Genomic DNA, 19,049 nt, shown 5'->3' on the forward strand with positions numbered 1-19,049 from the left:
TAACGGCGCCGCCTGACGCGGCGCTCGTCATGGTGACGACGGTCCAAACAACAAAGAAGGAAGGCAACGTGGCGAACAAAGTCAAAGAGATCTGGAAGTCGGGCAAGGCCGTGGTCAATGCGTGGCTGGCAATTCCCTCCGGCTTCTCGGCCGAGATGGTCGCGCAATGCGGCTTCGACAGCGTCACGGTCGACATGCAGCACGGCGTGCAGGACTATCTCTCGATGGTGCAATGCTTCCAGGCCATGGACAAGCACCCGGTGACCCCGATGGTCCGCGTGCCCTGGAACGAGCCCGGCATCATCGGCAAGGTGCTGGATGGCGGCGCCTATGGCGTGATTTGCCCGATGGTCAACACCCCGCAGGAAGCCCGGAACCTCGTCTCCTATGCGAAATATCCGCCGAAGGGCGTGCGCTCCAACGGCCCGATCCGGGCCGGCATGTACGGCACCGCCGGTTCCTACCAGAAGACGGCCAACGACGAGATCGTGCTGCTGCCGATGATGGAGACGAAGACCGCGGTCGAGAACATGGAAGCGATCCTCGACGTCGAAGGCATCGACGGCGTCTATATCGGCCCTTCCGACCTCGGCTTCTCCTACGGCCTCGAGCCGAAGCTCGACCGCAGCGAGCCCGAGATCCTCGCGATCTACGAGAAGATCATTAGGGAATGCGGCAAGCGCGGCCTCAACCCCGGCATCCATTGCAGCGGCGCCGAAGGCGCGGCACGCGCCATCAACATGGGATTCAAGCTGGTGACGCTCTCGAACGAAGTCGGCCTGATGACGACCTACGCCAAGATGCAGGTCAACGCGACCCGCAAGGATTCGGCCGGCAAGGCCTAAGCTCTCTCTCCTTTCCCTCTCCCCGCTCTTGCGGGGAGAGGGTTAGGGTGAGGGGCCTCTCTCAACACGAACCAATCTAACGATCGAACGCGCGGCTTGCCCCTCACCCGGATCGCTGCGCGATCCGACCTCTCCCCGTAAGAACGGGGAGAGGTGAAGTAAGAGACCCAAGGAGATCTACCATGACCATCAGCCCCGTCATCCGCCTGCATCCCGATGATGGCGTGGTGATCGCGCGCGCGAGCCTGCCGCCGGGAACATTGGTGGCCGATGGCGTGACCACGATCGATCGCATTCCCTCCGGCCACAAGGTCGCGATCAAGCCGATCGCGGTGGGCGAGCCGGTGATCCGCTACGGCCAGATCATCGGCTTTGCGACCATTCCGATCGCGCCGGGCCAGCACGTGCACGTGCAGAACTGCGGCATGGGCGATTTCTCCAAGGACTACGCCTATTGCGCCGACGTCAAGCCGACGCCGAACTTCGACCTGCCGGCGACGTTCGAAGGCATCCGCCGTCCGGACGGCCGCGTCGCCACGCGCAACTATATCGGCATCCTCACCTCGGTGAATTGCAGCGCGCATGTCGCTAGCCTCGTCGCCGACGTCTTCAAGAAGAATCCCTTCACCGGCGACAATCCGCTGGCCGATTTCCCCAACGTCGACGGCGTGGTCGCGCTGACCCACAAGACCGGCTGCGGCATGACGCAGAACGAGCCGCTGGCATTGCTCCGCCGCACGCTCGGCGGCTATGCGCGCCACGTCAATTTCTCGCATGTCATCGTGCTCGGCCTCGGCTGCGAGGTGAACCAGATCGGCGGGCTGATGGAAGAGCAGAAGCTCGCCGGTCGCCTGCGTGCGATGGATATCCAGGAGGTCGGCGGCACCCGCAAGACGGTCGAGGCAGGCATCGCCTTCGTGCGCGAGGCGCTCGCCGATGCCAACAAGGTCAAGCGCGAGACGGTGCCGGCGAGCGAGCTCACCGTGGCGCTGCAATGTGGCGGCTCGGACGGCTATTCCGGCGTCTCGGCCAACCCCGCGCTGGGCGCCGCCAGCGATCTCGTCGTCCGCCACGGCGGCACCGTGATCCTGTCGGAGACGCCGGAGACCTACGGCGCCGAGCACCTGCTGACGCGCCGCGCCGTCAGCCGCGAGGTCGGCGAGAAGCTGGTCGATCTCATGCGCTGGTGGGACGAGTATACGACGCGCGAAGGCGCCGAGATGAACGCCAATCCGAGCCCCGGCAACAAGGCCGGTGGTCTCACCACCATCCTGGAGAAGTCGCTCGGCGCGATGGCAAAGGCCGGCACCACCAATCTCGTCGAGGTGCTGCGCTACGCCGAGCCGGTGACGAAGCGCGGCTTCGTGTTCATGGATACGCCCGGCTACGATCCGGTCGCCGCGACGGGACAGGTCGCCGGCGGCGCCAACCTCGTCTGCTTCACCACGGGCCGCGGCAGCGTGTTCGGCTGCAAGCCCGCGCCCTCGATCAAGCTCGCCACCAACACGCCCATGTACAAGCGCATGGAAGAGGACATGGACGTCAATTGCGGCACCATCCTCGAAGGCGAGGAGAGCGTCGAGCAATGTGGCCAGCGCATCTTCGATCTCATCCTCAAGACCGCCTCGGGCCAGCCGACCAAGAGCGAGAGCTTCGATTTCGGCGGCGCCGAGTTCGCGCCCTGGGTGCTGGGCGCGACGATGTGACGGTGCTGATGCACCTCGCTGCCGGAATGACAGGATGCGGACACCTACGTAGTCATACGTAGGTGTCCTATGACCGCAGCAGTTCCTGCGGTCACTCGGGATTAACATTTCGCACCGTAATCGTGAGGTGATGCGGGCGACTCCTTCGAGGGCGCTGCCCTTCGACAGGATTCGTCAACGATGACGCGTGCGATACGGCCGACTGGCGTGGAAACCCTCCTCGGTGAGGAGGAGCTAATCGTGTCCAAGACCGATCTCAAGGGCCGCATCACCTACGCCAACGACGTCTTCATTCGCATGGCGAAATACTCTTACGCCGAGCTGATGGGCGCGCCCCACAGCCTGATCCGCCATCCCGACATGCCGCGCGCCGTGTTCAAGCTGCTCTGGGATACGCTGCAGTCCAAGCAGGAGATCTTCGCCTACGTCGTCAATCTGGCCAAGGACGGCAGCCATTACTGGGTGTTCGCCCACGTCACGCCGACCTTCGACGAGCGCGGCAATATCGTCGGCTATCACTCCAACCGCCGCAAGCCCGATCCGGCGCAGATCGAGCGCATCAAGCCGATCTACAAGACGCTGTGCGCGGAAGAAGCGCGGCATCCCAATGCCAGGGACGGCATGCATGCGAGCTTCGAGGCGATGGTCGGACTGCTCAAGCAACAGGGTGTCTGTTACGATGAATTTGTGCTCTCTCTCTAAGGCCCAGGGAGCGACCGCGCTCGCGTGTGTTCTTGCCGTCGTTGCATTCGGACTTTCGTTTCTCGGTGTGACCGGAATCGCCAATGCCGTGTTGCTCGGCGCGACGGTCGCGCTGCTCGGTTACGCCCTCTGGTGCCAGCATCGCACGGCGCTGGCGGTCGATGAGGTCGCCGATGTCTGCCGCAAGGCGGCGCATGGCGATCTCGAGGCGCGCATCCTCAGCGAGCGGCAAGCCGGGCGGATCGGAGCGATCCAGAAATCCGTCAACGACATGCTCGACATCACCGACGCCTTCCAGCGCGAAGCTTCGGCATCGATGGAGTATGCCAGCCGCGGCAAGTATTTCCGCAAGATCTTGGCGCGCGGGCTGCCCGGCTCGTTCCGCCGTTCGGCCACCGTCATCAATTCCGGCACCGAGAGCCTCGGCCGCCGCGTGGTCGAGATCGCGGACCTCGCAAGACAGTTCGGCACGCATCTCGACCAGGTCGCCGGCACCCTGGTGAGCGCCGCTACCGACCTCGAATCCGACGCCGGCCAGATGGCATCGGCGGCCGAGAAGACCAGCCGGCAGACCTCCGGCGTGCTCAGCGCCTCCGACCAGGCCTCGCGCAACGTCGCCACCGTCGCCAGCGCGGCGGAGCAGCTCGCATCCTCCATCGCCGAGATCAGCCGCCAGGTGGCTGGCTCGACCACGAGCACGGGGCGCGCCGTGAACGAAGCCAATCGCGCCGGCAGCGAGATACGCACGCTGGCGGACGCGGCCATGCGGATCGGCGACGTCGTCAAGCTGATCAGCGAGATCGCCTCGCAGACCAATCTGCTCGCGCTCAACGCCACCATCGAGGCGGCGCGGGCAGGGGACGCCGGCCGCGGCTTTGCGGTGGTGGCCTCCGAGGTCAAGAGCCTTGCCAACCAGACCGCGAAGGCGACCGAAGAGATCAGCGCCAAGGTCGGCGAGATGCAGCAGTCGACCACCAATTCGGTCGCGGCCGTCGAGGCGATCGCGCAGACCATCGCCGAGATCAACGACATCACCGCCAGCATTGCGGCGTCGATCGAGCAGCAGGGGGCCGCGACGCGCGAGATCGCCCGCAACGTCCAGGAAGCCTCGGCCGGCACCTCCCAGGTCTCCTCCAACGTGACAGGCATCAGCGATGCCGCCGCCGACACCGGCCGCGTCGCCAGCCGCGTCAACACCGCCTCCGAGCGCGTCCACGGTGAAGTCGAGACGCTCCGCCGCGAGGTGACGCAGTTCCTGCAGCGGCTGACCTCGGCGGCGTAGGGCTGCGCAGGGGAGCCACAGCACCTGGATCCACAAGAGGTCGTCATGCCCGGGCTTGTCCCGGGCATCCACGTTCTTGGGGACCGCAAACGAAGGGTCGTGGATGGCCGGGACAAGCCCGGCCATGACGCTGTGGCGACGTCGTAGAATCGTAGGGTGGGCAAAGGCGCACTTGCGCCGTGCCCACGTCTTCGCATCAATCGGGCACAGACGTGGGCACGCTTCGCTTTGCCCACCCTACGATACTGAGTTCGGGGTTACAGCGTCGCCGGCGTACCGGATAACGCCCCACAAACACTCGGCCCGCACCTTGCATAGGCACCCTCTGCCCGTTGTTAGTGCTTGATCGCATTGACGTCAGGTGTTCTGCTCAAAAAAGCTGCTGGAGCACCGCACCCCGTGTCGATCTACGTCGCATTACACCACGTCACGCACTACAAATACGACCGCCCGATCGATCTGGGACCGCAGACCATCCGCCTGCGGCCGGCGCCGCACACGCGCACGCCGATCCTGAGCTATTCGCTCAAGGTCACCCCGGCCAACCATTTCGTGAACTGGCAGCAGGACCCGCAAGGCAACTGGCTCGCGCGCTACGTCTTCCCGGAGAAGACCACCGAGCTGAAATTCGAGGTCGACTTCACGGCGCAGATGACCACGGTCAACCCGTTCGACTTCTTCGTCGAGCCCTACGCCGACAGCTTTCCGTTCGAGTATACCAAAGACCTGAAGACGGAGCTTGCGCCGTATCTCGAGACCATCAAGCCCGATCGCCTGTTCGCGAAATTTCTCGACACGATCCCGCACGAAGCTCCCAACACCGTCAACTTCCTGGTTGATCTCAACCGCGAGCTTCAGAAGCACGTCCGCTACATCATCCGCATGGAGCCCGGCGTCCAGACGCCGGAGGAGACGCTCTCCTCCGGTGCCGGCTCGTGCCGCGACTCCGCCTGGCTCCTGATCCAGACGCTGCGCCATCTCGGGCTCGCCGCGCGTTTCGTCTCCGGTTACCTGATCCAGATCCGTCCCGACATCGATCCGATCGAGGGGCCGCCTGAGGTCGAGAACGATTTTACCGATCTGCACGCCTGGGCCGAGGTCTACCTGCCGGGCGCGGGCTGGATCGGATTTGACGCCACCTCCGGCATGCTCGCGGGCGAGGGCCACATCCCGGTCGCCGCCACGCCGCATTATCGCTCGGCTGCGCCGATCTCCGGCGGCGCCGGCTTTGCCGAGGTCGAGTTCGAATTCGACATGAGCGTCCGCCGCATCCGCGAGGCGCCGCGCATAACAAAACCGTTCTCCGACGAATCCTGGGCGCGGCTCAACGATCTCGGCGAGCAGGTCGACGGCGATCTCGCCGCGCAGGACGTGCGGCTCACCATGGGCGGCGAGCCGACCTTCGTCTCGGTCGACGATCTCGAAGCGGGCGAGTGGAATACGGAGGCCGTTGGTCCCACCAAGCGCACGCTCGCGGACGATCTGATCCGCCGCCTGCGCACGCGCTTTGCGTCCGGCGGCCTGCTGCATTACGGCCAGGGCAAATGGTATCCGGGCGAGAGCCTGCCGCGCTGGGCCTTCGGTCTCTACTGGCGCAAGGACGGCGTGCCGATCTGGAAGAACGCCGATCTCATCGCCAAGATCGAGAATCCCCGGCCTGCCGAGACGAAGGACGCCGAGGCCTTCATGGAGGGCGCGGCGTTGCGGCTGGGGCTCGATCCCGGCTATATCATGCCGGCCTATGAGGACACCGCGCTCTGGCTTCAGAAGGAAGCCGAGCTTCCCGTCAACGTCAGTCCGACCGACTCCAAATTATCCGATCCGGAAGCGCGTGCGCGCATGGCGCGGGTGTTCGAGCAGGGCCTCAACACGCCGCGCGGCTTCGTGCTGCCGGTGCAGCGCTGGAATGCGCCGCCGCGCTGGCGCAGCGAGCGCTGGCAACTCCGGCGCAATCATTTGTTCCTGACGCCAGGCGATTCACCGCTCGGCCTGCGCCTGCCGATCGGCTCACTCGGCTACGTCCCGCCCAACCAATATCCCTACATCATCGAGCGCGACCCGATGGAGCCGCGCGGCAAGCTGCCGGTGTTCACGCTGGCGGCGCGCCCGGAAGCGCCGCCACGCGTCGCGCCCGAGCATCTCAACACCTCCATCCCGGTCCGCACCGCGATGTCGGTCGAAGTCCGCGACGGCGTGCTCTGCGCGTTCATGCCGCCGGTCGAGCGCATCGAGGATTATCTCGAGCTGATAGCTGCACTCGAAGCCACCGCCGAGGAGATGCAGCTCCAGGTCCATGTCGAGGGCTATCCGCCGCCGTTCGATCCGCGCATCGAGGTCATCAAGGTCACGCCCGACCCCGGAGTCATCGAGATCAACATCCAGCCGGCCAAGAGCTGGCGCGATGCGGTCGAGATCACCTCCGGCCTCTATGAGGACGCAGGGAAGGTCCGCCTCGGCGCCAACCGTTTCCTGGTCGACGGCCGCCACACCGGCACCGGCGGCGGCAACCACGTCGTGGTCGGCGGTTCGAGCCCGCAGGACTCGCCGTTCCTGCGCCGGCCCGATCTCCTGAAGAGTCTGGTCTTGTACTGGCAGCGGCATCCCTCGTTGTCCTACTTCTTCTCCGGCCTGTTCATCGGCCCGACCAGCCAGGCGCCGCGCATCGACGAGGCGCGCCACGACAGCATCTACGAGCTCGAGATCGCGCTCTCGCACGTGCCGCCACCGGGCTACCAGACGCCGCTGTGGCTGGTGGACCGGCTGTTCCGGCATCTGCTCGTCGACATCACCGGCAATACCCATCGCGCCGAGATCTGCATCGACAAGCTCTATTCGCCTGACGGTCCCACCGGGCGGCTCGGCCTCGTCGAATTCCGCGCGCTCGAAATGCCGCCGGATCCGCGCATGTCGCTGGCCCAGCAACTGCTGATCCGCGCGCTGATCGCGAAGATGTGGCGCGAGCCGCAGACCGGCAAGTTCGTGCGCTGGGGCACCGCGCTGCATGACCGCTTCATGCTGCCGCATTTCATCTGGGAAGATTTTCTCGACGTGCTCACCGAGCTCAAGCAGTTCGGTTATCCGTTCGAGCCGGAATGGTATCTGGCCCAGCTCGAATTCCGCTTCCCCGCCTTCGGCCGTATCCATCATGGCGGCGTGACGCTGGAGCTGCGGCAGGCGCTGGAGCCCTGGCATGTGCTCGGCGAGGAGGGCTCGGCCGGCGGCACCGTGCGCTATGTCGACTCGTCGGTCGAACGGCTCCAGGTCAAGGCGGAGGGTTTTGTCGAGGGGCGCCACATCGTGACCTGCAACGGCCGCCGCCTGCCGATGACCTCGACCGGCCGCTCGGGCGAAGCCGTGGCCGGCGTCCGCTTCAAGGCCTGGCAGCCGGCCTCCGGCCTGCACCCGACCATCCCCGTCCACGCGCCCCTGACCTTTGATCTCATTGATACCTGGAACGGCCGCTCGCTCGGCGGCTGCGTCTACCACGTCGCCCATCCCGGCGGTCGCAACTACGACACCAAGCCGGTCAACACCTATGAGGCCGAGGCGCGGCGGCTGGCGCGCTTCCAGGATCACGGCCACACCCCGGGTCCTATGCAGCCGCCACCCGAGGAACGCACAAATGAATTTCCGCTGACCCTCGACTTGCGGACCCCGCTCCTGCAATGAGTATGAGGGTGGAGGGAAAGGCCCATGGGCGAGGGCGCAGCGGAAGGCAACGACCAGGCGGGCAGGGCACAGGCCCAGCAACGTATCACGCAATGGGTCCGCGACTATAGCCGCCTGCCCGGCATTCCCGACGAGTTCCTGGGGCCCGACGGCGCACCGCGCGCGGTCTGGAGCCGCTTCTTCGACGCCTTCGGTGCGCTCGCCCCCGACGAGGTCGAGCGTCGCTTCGGCATGGCCGACCGCCATCTGCGCGAGGCCGGCGTCACCTACCGCGCGCCCGGCGACAGCGCCGACCGGCCCTGGTCGATCAGCCATCTGCCGCTGCTGATCGACGAGGCCGACTGGCAGCAGCTCTGCGCCGGCATCACCCAGCGCGCCGAGCTGCTCGAGCTCGTGCTGCGCGACATCTATGGCGAGGGCCGCCTGGTTGCAGAAGGTGCGCTCCCTGCGGCGGCGATCGCCGGCAGCCCCGAATATCTCCGCCCCGTCTGCGGCGTGCCGCCGCCGGGCGGGCGCTATCTCTCGATCTATGCCGCCGATGTCGGCCGCGGCCCCGACGGCCGCTGGTGGGTGCTCGGCGACCGCACCCAGGCGCCGTCAGGCGCGGGCTATGCGCTGGAAAATCGCCTGGTGCTCTCGCGCGCCTTCTCCGATCTCTACAAGTCGATGAACGTGCCGCGCGTCGCGCCGTTCTTCGAGGCGTTCCGCGACAGTCTGCGCGCGCGCGCCGACCGTGATGAACCACGGATCGGCGTGCTGACGCCCGGCAGCTTCAGCGAGACCTATTTCGAGCACGCCACGCTGGCACGCTATCTCGGCTTCCTGCTGGTCGAGGGCGACGATCTCGCCGTCAGCGACAACCGCATCCACATCCGCACCGTTGCCGGCCTCAAGCGCCTCGACGTGCTCTTGCGCCGCGTCGATTCCAATTCGCTCGATCCGCTCGAGCTCGATGCCTCCTCGCGGCTGGGCGTGCCCGGCCTGATCGACGTGCTGCGCAAGGACGGCGTCGTCGTCGCCAACATGCCGGGCTCGGGCGTGCTGGAGGCACGGGCGCTGCTCGGCTTCCTGCCTGCGCTGAGCCGTCGCCTGCTCGGCGAAGAGTTGAAGATGCCGCACATCGCGACCTGGTGGTGCGGCCAGCGCAGCGCGCGCGATGAGGTGCTGTCGCGGCTCGACGAGGTCGCGATCGAAGGCGCTTACCGTCGCGGCGTGCCCGGCTTCGACAGCACGGGGCCGGTGCTTGCGAGCGAGCTCGACGCATCCGGACGCCAGCGCCTGATCGACGCGATCAGCGGGCGCGGCATGGACTATGTCGGCCAGGAGGTGGTGCGGCTCTCGACCATGCCGGTGTGGGAGCAGGGCCAGATCACGCCGCGTCCCTTCGTGCTGCGCGTGTTCGCGGCCGCAACGGCGGACGGCTGGGCCATCATGCCCGGCGGCTTCTGCCGGATCGCAGAGCAGGCCGATGCGCGCGCGGTGTCGATGGGGGACGGCGCCCGCGCCGCCGACGTCTGGGTCGTCTCCGACAAGCAGGTCTCGACCGCGACGCTGCTGCCGGCGACCGACAAGGTCCGCATCCGCCGCATCGCCGGCGTGCTGCCGAGCCGTGCCGCCGACAATCTGTTCTGGCTCGGCCGCTATCTCGAACGCGCCGAGGCGACGCTGCGGCTGGTGCGCGCGCTGGGTTCGCCCAGCGGGCCCAACAAGGGCACCGCGGCCTCGCTGCAATCGGCCGAACGCATCCAGCGCATGCTGGTGGCCTGGGGCGCGATCTCGCAGACCTCGCGCGCGGCGCCCGGGCGCATCGTCGCCGAGGCGCTGCAGAGCGCGGAGCGTTTCGGCTCGGCGCTTTCGCTGGTGCGCGCAGCCCAGCGCACGGCGACATCCTTGCGCGAGCGGCTGTCGCCCGACGCCTGGCAGGTCATCACCGAGATGGCCGAGCGCCTCGCCTATGAGGTCGAGGACGACGACAGCGTGCTCAGCGCGGCCGAGCTGACCTTGCAGGAGCTGGCGAGCTTCGCCGGCCTTGCGCAGGAGAACATGAACCGCGCCGCCGGCTGGCGCTTCCTCGACATCGGCCGCCGCACCGAGCGCGCCATCAACACCACGCGCTTTGCACGTCAATTTGCATATGACGAGGCCGGCGACGAGGATCTCGACATCCTGCTGACGCTGGTGGATTCCCAGATCACCTACCGTTCGCGCTATCTGCTGGCGCCGATCCTCGCCCCCGTGCGCGACCTCGCGGTGCTCGACAGCTACAATCCGCGTTCGGTGGCTTTCCAGGTCGCGACCTTGAACGAGCACATCGCGGCGCTGCCGAGCCTGAAGGAGCACGGCCTGATCGAGCAGCCGCAGCGGCTTGCGGTGGCGGTGCAGGCGATGCTGGCGACGGCCGAGGCCGAGAAGCTCGAGGTCAAGACGCTGTTCGCGCTGGAACAGGATCTGCTCAGCCTCGCCGAGGCGATCGGGCTGCACTATTTCCCGCACGGCCCGAATGCCAGCCGGCCGGAAAAGCTGACGGGGCTGGCGTGATCTACGACATCCGTCACGTGACGACTTACGAATACGAAAGTCCGGTCAGCTTCGCCCGCTGCACGCTGCGGCTGGAGCCTAGAAGCGGCAACGGTCAGGAGCTGATCTCGCACCAGGCCGAGATCCGTCCGCGCCCGTCCGAGCGTAACGTTCGTCGCGACTTCTTCGGCACGCTGACCGAGAGCGTCGTCATCGAGGCCGCGCATCGCAATCTGCGCATCGACTCGCGCTCGCGCGTCTCCGTATCGCGCCAGCCGCCGGCGCGCGATGCTTCCAGTCCGCCCTGGGAGAGCATTCGCGACATCGCGTTTGAGGCGACCAGCCTCGGGCCGTCATCGCCGGTCGGCTATGTCTTTGCGAGCCCCCTGGTGCCGGTGCTGCGCCCGGTCAGCGCCTATGCGGCGGAAAGCTTTCCACCCGGCGAGGGCATCCTCAAGGGCGCGGTCGATCTCATGCATCGCATTCGCAACCAGTTTCGCTACGACCCCAAGGCCACCGTGATCTCGACCCCGCTGAACGAGGTCTTCGACAAGCGCCATGGCGTCTGCCAGGACTTCGCCCATGTGATGATCGCAGGGCTGCGCGGGCTCGGTCTGCCGGCGGCCTATGTCAGCGGCTATTTGCGGACCATTCCGCCGCCGGGCCAGCCGCGCCTGCAGGGCGCCGACGCCACCCATGCCTGGGTCTCGCTGTGGTGCGGGCCGGAACTGGGCTGGGTCGATTTCGACCCGACCAACGATCTTCTGGTCGCGAACGACCATATCGTGCTCGCGGTGGCACGCGACTTCTCCGACGTCTCGCCGGTCGACGGCATCATCGTCGGCTCGCCGAAGCAGAAGCTCGGCGTCGCCGTCGACGTGCTGCTGGTGGAGTGACGGCGGCCTCCGCCGCGGTCGCGAAGACGATGCAGGCGCATGCGCCAGGCTGCGGTTCATTGCGCCGGCCTTGCGCCGACGTGCGATAAAGCGAATTTGATTTCCGCGCCTGGGCGGAGCCTCCGACTGGTCGGCCCGGCTGTGTCGCGCCGCGACCGCAACCACGATGTCGCAGGGCACAAGAGCAACATAATTTACGTAATTTGGGTCCGGGATTTGGTCCCTCGGCCCAAGATGGGCTATGCTGGCTCTTGCGTCGAAGGCAACAATGGGACGTCGGGAGCTGGCGTGGGACACCACCGACAAGCGGGGCTGCATCCATGATGACGTTACCGAGACTGGCGGCTGAATCCCTGGAGAAGTTGCTGGGCTCGTTCATGCGTCGCAGGTATGACGATTCCTATGCCAGGGTAGTGGAGGCCTCGACGCGCACCGCGATGGAATGCATCGGCAACAGCGATGCGCTCTATCACAACATCGAGCATACGATGCTGGTGACGCTGGCAGCCCAGGCGATCATGCTTGGCCGCAATCTGCACACGCATCTCGATGCTGAAGACTACATTCATATCCTCATCGCCTGCCTCGCCCACGACATCGGCTATGTGCGCGGCCTGTTCGCGGAGGACGACGAGGACGGTTTCCTGATCGACGAGGCCGGCACCAAGGTGTCGCTGCCGCGCGGCGCATCCGATGCCAGTCTGATGATGTATCACGTTGACCGGTCGAAACTTTTCGTGCGGCGGCGGCTTCCCCCGATCCGCGGCGTGGACTCCGAGCGTGTTGCCCGCGCCATCGAGGGGACGCGCTTTCCGGCCCGTGAGGGGCAGGAATATGACGACGAAGCCTCGATCCTGCGCGCCGCCGATTTCATCGGCCAGCTCGGCGATCCCAATTATCTGCGCAAGGCCAACGCGCTCTACTACGAGTTCGAGGAAGTGGGCATGAACCGGCAGCTCGGCTACGACTCGCCCGCCGACATCGTGAACCGCTATCCACAATTCTACTGGAACAGCGTCGCACCGCACATCCAGACCGAGATCGGCTATCTCAACAAGACCGAGATCGGCCGGCAGTGGATCGCCAATCTCTACAGCAACGTGTTCCGCGCCGAACGCGACATCTCGCTGTCCGGGCCGCAGAAGTAAGGCTCTTGTAGCCCGCATGGAGCGAAGCGAATGCGGGGACGCCTGTATCCGTGAACCCCGGATTGCGCTGCGCTCCATCCGGGCTACGACCGCGGAAATCCGTGAGAAAACCATGCAACAAAAAACCATCACCACGGATGTCCTCGACATCGCCTATCGCGACTACGGCGCGCCCGATGGCTGGCCCTGCATCATGGGCCACGGCTTTCCCTACGACGTGAACGCCTATGCCGAGGCCGCGCCGATCCTCGCGCAAGCCGGCGCGCGCGTGCTGGTACCCTGGTTGCGCGGCTATGGGCCGACGCGATTTCGCTCCGCTGCAACACCGCGCTCCGGCGAGCAGGCCGCGCTCGGCGCCGATCTGCTCGCCTTCATGGACGCGCTCGGCATCGCGCGCGCAATCGTCGGCGGCTACGATTGGGGCGGACGCGCGGCCTGCGTGGTTTCGGCGTTGTATCCCGAGCGCGTCGTCGGGCTGGTCTCAGGCAATTCCTACAACATCCAGAACATCGCCCGATCCATGGAGCCGGCCTCGCCGCCGGAGGAGGCGGCGCTCTGGTATCAATATCTCTTCCACAACGAGCGCGGCCGCCGCGCGCTGGAGCGCAACCGGCGCGGCTTTGCCCGCCAGCTCTGGTCGATGTGGTCGCCGACATGGGCCTTTGACGATGCGACGTTCGAGAACAGCGCTACGTCCTTCGACAATCCTGATTTCGTCGATGTCGTTATCCACTCCTATCGCCATCGCTATGCGCTGGTCGAAGGCGATCCCGCCTATGCCGCGATCGAGGCGAAGCTCGCCGCGCAGCCACAGGTCCGCGTGCCGACCATCGCGATCGACGGCGACCGCGACGGCGTCAATCCCGGCACCGCCCATCACGCGCACAAGTTCGAGGGATTCTTCGAGCGGCGCGTGTTTGCGGGCGCCGGCCATAATTTGCCGCAGGAGCGGCCGGCCGAATGGGCGCAGGCCGTGCTCGACGTGCGCGAGGCGGGCGGTCCCTGATTTTCGCGATCGCAGGAACCTTTTGCGCGTCCCGTCGTCCAATTCCTGAGTTGCGCATTATGCTGTCAGGAGGTGACCATGAGCGAGGACAAGAAGCCGAGCGGGCCGGATCTGACCAGGGGCGTATCGCTCGCCGACTTCAAGGACGGCAAGCTGCTCGGCCATGTCGGGAGCGAAGAGGTTCTGCTGGTGCAGGCCGGCGGCGAGATCTTTGCAATCGAGCCCGCCTGCAGCCACTATCACGGTCCGCTCGCCGAGGGCCTGGTCGTGGACGACACCATCCGCTGCCCCTGGCATCACGCCTGCTTCTCGCTGCGCACAGGCGAGGCCACGCGTCCGCCGGCATTGAATGCGCTGGCGGTCTGGGAGGTGACGCAGGACCGGGACAGGATTCTGGTTCAGCGCAAGCGTGAGGCGCCGAAGCCGTCGGCCGCGCATCGCAATGCGCCGACACCCGAAAAATTCGTCATCGTCGGCGGCGGCGCCGCCGGCTTCGCTGCGGCGGAGACGCTCCGGCGCGAAGGCTTTGCCGGCACCATCACCATGCTGAGCAATGACGGCGCGATGCCGGTCGATCGGCCGAATCTCTCCAAGGATTACCTTGCCGGCAGTGCGCCGGAGGATTGGCTGCCGCTGCGGGGCGAGGACTACTATCAGAGCGCCGGCATCGATCTCAGGCTCAGCACGAACGTTGCGGCGATCGATCCAAGAGCACGCAGCGTGACCCTCGGCAATGGCGACAGCCTGCTATTCGACCGGCTGCTGCTTGCGACCGGTGCCGAGCCCGTCAAGCTGCAGATCCCGGGTGCGGAGCAGCCCCACGTCCACACCTTGCGCTCCGTCGCCGACAGCCGCGCCATCATCACGGCCGCCGGCGGCGCGAAGCGTTCGCTGGTGATCGGCGCCAGCTTCATCGGCTTGGAAGTCGCGGCGTCCTTGCGCGCGCGCAAGCTCGAGGTGCATGTGGTTGCGCCGGAGGAGAGACCGATGCAGAAGGTGCTCGGGTCCGAGATGGGCGACTTCATTCGTACGCTGCACGAAAAGAAGGGCGTCAGGTTCCACCTCGAGGACACGGTGGAGAGGCTCGAGGGCCCCCGCGCCACGCTGAAGAGCGGCGCCGTCATCGAGGCGGACCTGGTCGTGGTCGGCATCGGCGTCAGGCCGCGCCTTGCGCTCGCCGAGCAGGCGGGGCTTGCCGCCGACCGCGGCGTCAGCGTGACTGAATATCTCGAAACCAGCGTCGCCGGCATCTTCGCCGCCGGCGACATCGCGCGCTGGCCCGATCCGCATTCGCGGCACACCATCCGCGTCGAGCATTGGGTGGTGGCGGAGCGCCAGGGCCAGACCGCGGCGCGCAACATGCTCGGCCGGCGCGAACGCTTCGACGCCGTGCCGTTCTTCTGGTCCCAGCACTACGACGTCCCGATCAACTATGTCGGTCATGCCGAGAGCTTCGACGAGGTCGCCATCGACGGCAGCATTGCCGGCAAGGATTGCCTGCTGAAGTACCGCAAGGGCGGCCACGTGCTAGCGGTCGCTTCAATTTATCGCGATCTCGACAATCTCAGGGCCGAGCTCGAGATAGAGCGCTCGCGCGGATGATGCACCGCATTAGATCTTGATTTGCGTCAATGTTGTTGCCGGTGACGGTGCTCTGCTGGCTGTCGTCCCGGCACGGTGCGTGCTATTCTGGCGTGTGCCCCCGGGCTTCGCATGCAGGAGTGGCCGCCATGACCCTTGCTTCCGATACGCCTCATCATCCAAGCCTTGGCTCCGGCATCGCGGCGCTGCATGCCAAATGGGGCTGGATCGTCGCGCTCGGCGTCGTCTATCTCATCGCCGGCTTCATTGCGCTCGGCAGCATGGTGATGGCGACGGTGGCGAGCGTCATCGTGGTCGGCGCCATGATGATCGTCGCTGGTGTCACCGAGATCATCGGCGCGTTCCAGATGAAGAGCTGGGGCAAGTTCCTGATCTGGGCGCTGCTCGGCGTGCTCTACGTGATCGCGGGCTTCCTGACCTTCGAGAATCCGCTGTTCGCGGCTGTCCTGCTGACGCTGTTTCTCGGCGCCTCGCTGATCGCCTCGGGCGCCGTCAGGCTGTTTCTCGCCTTCAGCATGAAGCGCGAGAGCCCGTGGGTCTGGGTGGCGCTGTCGGCCGTCATCACGCTGCTGCTCGGCCTCTTGATCGTGGCGCGCTGGCCGGTGAACAGCGTCTACATCCTCGGCCTGTTCCTCGGCATCGACCTGATCATGGCCGGCGCCGGCTGGATCAGCCTCGGCTTCAGCCTGAAGCGACGCGGCTAAAGCATGATCCGGACCCGAAGGGCCGCGTTAGCGCAAAGTGCGAAGCGGTTTTCCGGAAAGATCATGCGCAAACAATAACCTAAAGCGCGATGACGATTCATCCAAATCTCATCGCGCTTTAGGCGCGCAGCAGGCCATCAGCAACTCGACGCAAGACCATCTTGCGGAACTCCGCTGATCTGGCGCGCTGACAAAAGCCGCGCGCAGCGCGGCCGCTTCGCCGCGCGGCGATATATCATCGGGGAGACACCATGAGAGCCGCTTTGGCCCTGGCCGCAGCTTTGGCTGCCGCCTGCCTGTCCACGCCTGCTTCCGCACAAAAATCCTATGGTCCCGGCGTCAGCGACATCGAGATCAAGATCGGCAATACCATGCCCTATAGCGGGCCGGCCTCGCCGCTCAGCATCACCGGCCGGGTGATCTCGGCCTATTTCGACGAGGTCAACGAGAAGGGCGGCGTCAATGGCCGCAAGCTCAATCTGATCTCGCTGGATGATGCCTTCTCGCCGCCCAAGACCATGGAGGCCGCGCGGCGCCTCGTCGAGGGCGACGGCGTCGCCTTCATCTTCGCGACCATGGGCACCGCGCCGAGCTCGGCGATCGCCAAATATCTCAACAGCAACAAGGTGCCGCAGCTGTTCCTGATCAGCTCGGCCTCGAAGTGGAACGATCCCGCCAACATGCCCTGGTCGATGGCGCTGCCGTGGGCGCCGAACTACACCAGCGAGGCCGCGATCGACGTCGCCTATGCCCGCGCCAAGAACCCGAATGCGCGCTTTGCGGTGCTCTATCAGAACGACGACGCCGGCAAGGAATATCTGCGCGGCGTCAGGGAGGCGCTGGGTGCCGATGCGGACAAGGCGATCGCGATGGCCTCGAGCTTCGAGGTCGCCGATCCCACCGTCGATTCGCAGGTGCTGACACTCGCCAACACCAAGGCCGACGTCTTCATGATCTACTCGGTGACGCCGCGCGCCTGCGCACAGGCGATCCGCAAGGCGCACGAGGTCGGCTGGCAGCCGACGCGCTTCCTCGCCAGCGGCTGCGCCAACAAGGCGACCGTGATGGCGCCGGCCGGGCTCGATGCCGGCAAGGGCGTGCTGTCGCTCGGCGCGCTGAAGCCGTTCGTCGAGACGCCCAAGGACGACCCGGCGATGACGGCCTATATCGACTTCATGAAGAAGCGCCTGCCCAATGCCGACATCAACAACGTCGCCGGCCTCTACGGCTACACCGTCGCCGAAGCGCTGGTGGTGCTGCTGAGGCAGTGCAAGGACAATCTGACGCGCGAGAACATCATGGCGCAGGCGGCCAACCTGAAGAACGTGCCGCTGTCGCTCTTGATGCCCGGCATCACCCTCAACACCACGCCGCAGGATTTCCGCCCGATCAAGGACGGCTACATGCTGCAGTTCGACGGCAACGACTGGGTCGTGGCCAGCGAGCTCTTGCGCGGGACGTGAGGCGGCGCTCTCTCCGCGAACTCGGAATCGTAGGGTGGGCAAAGGCGCACTTGCGCCGTGCCCACCACCTATCAATGATTATCGAGAGAAAGCGTGGGCACGCTTCCGCCTTCGCTCTTCGAGCTACGGCGGACAAGTCGCTTTGCCCACCCTACGGGACTGGCGCGAGCATCGGCGAGCGGGAGGAATAGAATGGATTTTCAACACTCCGCCCGTTCGCTGGAGCTGCAGGAGCGCGTCCGCCAGTTCATGCGGACCCATGTCGAGCCGGTCGAGGAGCTCTACTACGAGCAGGTCAAGCCGGAGGCCACACGCTACAAGACGCCGCAGATCCTCCAGGATCTGAAGCGGCTGGCGCGGGAGCAGGGGCTCTGGAATCTGTTCCTGTCAGGCGAGCACGGACCGGGTCTCACCAATCTCGAATACGCGCCGGTGAAGGAGATCATGGGCCGCATCCTCTGGGCGCCCGAGGCCTTCAACTGCTCGGCGCCCGATGTCGGCAACATGGAGGTGCTCGCCAATTACGGCACGAAGGCGCAGCAGGAGCGCTGGCTGACGCCGCTGCTGGAAGGGCGCATCCGCTCCGGCTTCTCGATGACGGAGCCGCAGGTCGCCTCCAGCGATGCCACCAACATCCAGTGCGAGATCAAACGCGACGGCGGCGATTACGTCATCAACGGACGAAAGTGGTTCACGTCAGGTGCGATGAACGAGGATTGCGAGATCCTGATCGTGATGGGCAAGACCGCGCCCGACCATCCCGACCGCCACCGCCAGCAATCCATGATCCTGGTGCCGAAGGTGACCCCCGGCGTGCTCATCGTCCGCGACATGCTCACCTACGGCTACGACGATGCCCCGGTCGGCCATCCCGAGATCGTCTACGACAACGTCCGCGTGCCCGCGGAAAACATCCTGCTCGGCGAGGGCCGCGGCTTCGAGATCGCGCAAGGGCGGCTCGGGCCCGGCCGCATCCATCACTGCATGCGCCTGATCGGCTGCGCCCAGCGCGCGCTGGAATTGATGTGCCAGCGGTCGGTCTCCCGCGTCGCCTTCGGCAAGCCGCTCGCCGAGCAGGGCTCGGTGCGTGAGGACATCGCAAACTCCTTCTGCGAGATCGCGCAGGCGCGCCTCCTCACGCTGCAAGCCGCCGACAAGATGGACCGCGAAGGCAACAAGGCTGCGCGCGACCTAATCGCGGCGGCCAAGATCGTGGTCCCCGGCATGGCCGCCCGCGTGATCGACCGCGCCATCCAGATCCACGGCGCCGCCGGCGTCTCGCAGGACACGTTCCTCGCGCGTGCTTACGTCTACGCCCGCTTCATCCGCATCGGCGATGGGCCGGACCAGGTGCATCTGGCAGCGTTGGGGAAGGAGCTGATCAGGCGCGGCGGAGTGATGGCGGGGTAGAGGTGTCATCCTGCGCCAGGACGTGCATTCATGGGTGTGCGCATAGAGGAATGCAGTAGATGAGGGGCAAGGAATTGCGCACTTCGGCTTGTGACCGAT

At 66.0% G+C, this 19,049-nt stretch carries 13 protein-coding genes; all 13 read left to right on the plus strand.

The genetic code is table 11. The features are described from left to right. Positions 1-68: 68 nt before the first annotated feature. The 13 genes from ACVJ19_RS21925 to ACVJ19_RS21985 all read left to right on the plus strand — a co-directional run bounded on the left by ACVJ19_RS21925 (position 69) and on the right by ACVJ19_RS21985 (position 18,950). Entirely contained in the window at positions 69-845 is a 777-nt protein-coding gene (locus ACVJ19_RS21925; RefSeq protein ID WP_453951068.1) for an HpcH/HpaI aldolase family protein, read from the plus strand. 182 nt (positions 846-1,027) lie between these two features. Further along, positions 1,028-2,551 carry a UxaA family hydrolase gene (locus ACVJ19_RS21930; RefSeq protein WP_453951069.1) on the plus strand — a complete coding sequence of 508 codons (1,524 nt, stop codon included), beginning with the start codon at positions 1,028-1,030 and terminating at the stop codon, positions 2,549-2,551. A gap of 180 nt (positions 2,552-2,731) precedes the next feature. Further along, positions 2,732-3,253, plus strand: a complete 522-nt coding sequence (locus tag ACVJ19_RS21935; RefSeq protein WP_453951070.1) for a PAS domain-containing protein — start codon at positions 2,732-2,734, stop codon at positions 3,251-3,253. After that, positions 3,231-4,535: a methyl-accepting chemotaxis protein gene (locus tag ACVJ19_RS21940; RefSeq protein ID WP_453951071.1), complete on the plus strand. Its 1,305-nt coding sequence runs from the start codon at positions 3,231-3,233 to the stop codon at positions 4,533-4,535. Before ACVJ19_RS21935 ends, ACVJ19_RS21940 begins: the two co-directional genes overlap by 23 nt. Positions 4,536-4,934: 399 nt before the next feature. Beyond that, on the plus strand, positions 4,935-8,204 hold the full coding sequence (locus ACVJ19_RS21945) for a transglutaminase family protein (RefSeq protein WP_453951072.1): 3,270 nt from the start codon (positions 4,935-4,937) through the stop codon (positions 8,202-8,204). Positions 8,205-8,228: 24 nt separating this feature from the next. Further along, positions 8,229-10,742, plus strand: coding sequence for a circularly permuted type 2 ATP-grasp protein (locus ACVJ19_RS21950; protein ID WP_453951073.1), 2,514 nt, complete (start codon positions 8,229-8,231; stop codon positions 10,740-10,742). Beyond that, positions 10,739-11,617: a transglutaminase family protein gene (locus ACVJ19_RS21955; protein ID WP_453951074.1), complete on the plus strand. Its 879-nt coding sequence runs from the start codon at positions 10,739-10,741 to the stop codon at positions 11,615-11,617. The genes ACVJ19_RS21950 and ACVJ19_RS21955 overlap by 4 nt, the downstream gene beginning before the upstream one ends. A 320-nt stretch (positions 11,618-11,937) precedes the next feature. Beyond that, on the plus strand, positions 11,938-12,765 hold the full coding sequence (locus ACVJ19_RS21960) for a metal-dependent phosphohydrolase (RefSeq protein WP_453951075.1): 828 nt from the start codon (positions 11,938-11,940) through the stop codon (positions 12,763-12,765). Positions 12,766-12,877: 112 nt separating this feature from the next. Beyond that, positions 12,878-13,771, plus strand: coding sequence for an alpha/beta fold hydrolase (locus ACVJ19_RS21965; protein ID WP_453951076.1), 894 nt, complete (start codon positions 12,878-12,880; stop codon positions 13,769-13,771). 78 nt (positions 13,772-13,849) lie between these two features. After that, positions 13,850-15,373, plus strand: coding sequence for an FAD-dependent oxidoreductase (locus ACVJ19_RS21970; protein WP_453951077.1), 1,524 nt, complete (start codon positions 13,850-13,852; stop codon positions 15,371-15,373). 128 nt (positions 15,374-15,501) lie between these two features. Beyond that, positions 15,502-16,077 carry an HdeD family acid-resistance protein gene (locus ACVJ19_RS21975; RefSeq protein WP_453951078.1) on the plus strand — a complete coding sequence of 192 codons (576 nt, stop codon included), beginning with the start codon at positions 15,502-15,504 and terminating at the stop codon, positions 16,075-16,077. A 251-nt stretch (positions 16,078-16,328) separates the two neighbouring features. After that, complete coding sequence (locus ACVJ19_RS21980; protein ID WP_453951079.1) at positions 16,329-17,540, plus strand: ABC transporter substrate-binding protein; 1,212 nt, start codon at positions 16,329-16,331, stop codon at positions 17,538-17,540. A 192-nt stretch (positions 17,541-17,732) separates the two neighbouring features. Then, complete coding sequence (locus ACVJ19_RS21985) at positions 17,733-18,950, plus strand: acyl-CoA dehydrogenase family protein (RefSeq protein ID WP_453951080.1); 1,218 nt, start codon at positions 17,733-17,735, stop codon at positions 18,948-18,950. The last annotated feature ends 99 nt before the right edge of the window (positions 18,951-19,049 follow it).

The organism is Bradyrhizobium sp. USDA 376 (assembly GCF_054063675.1).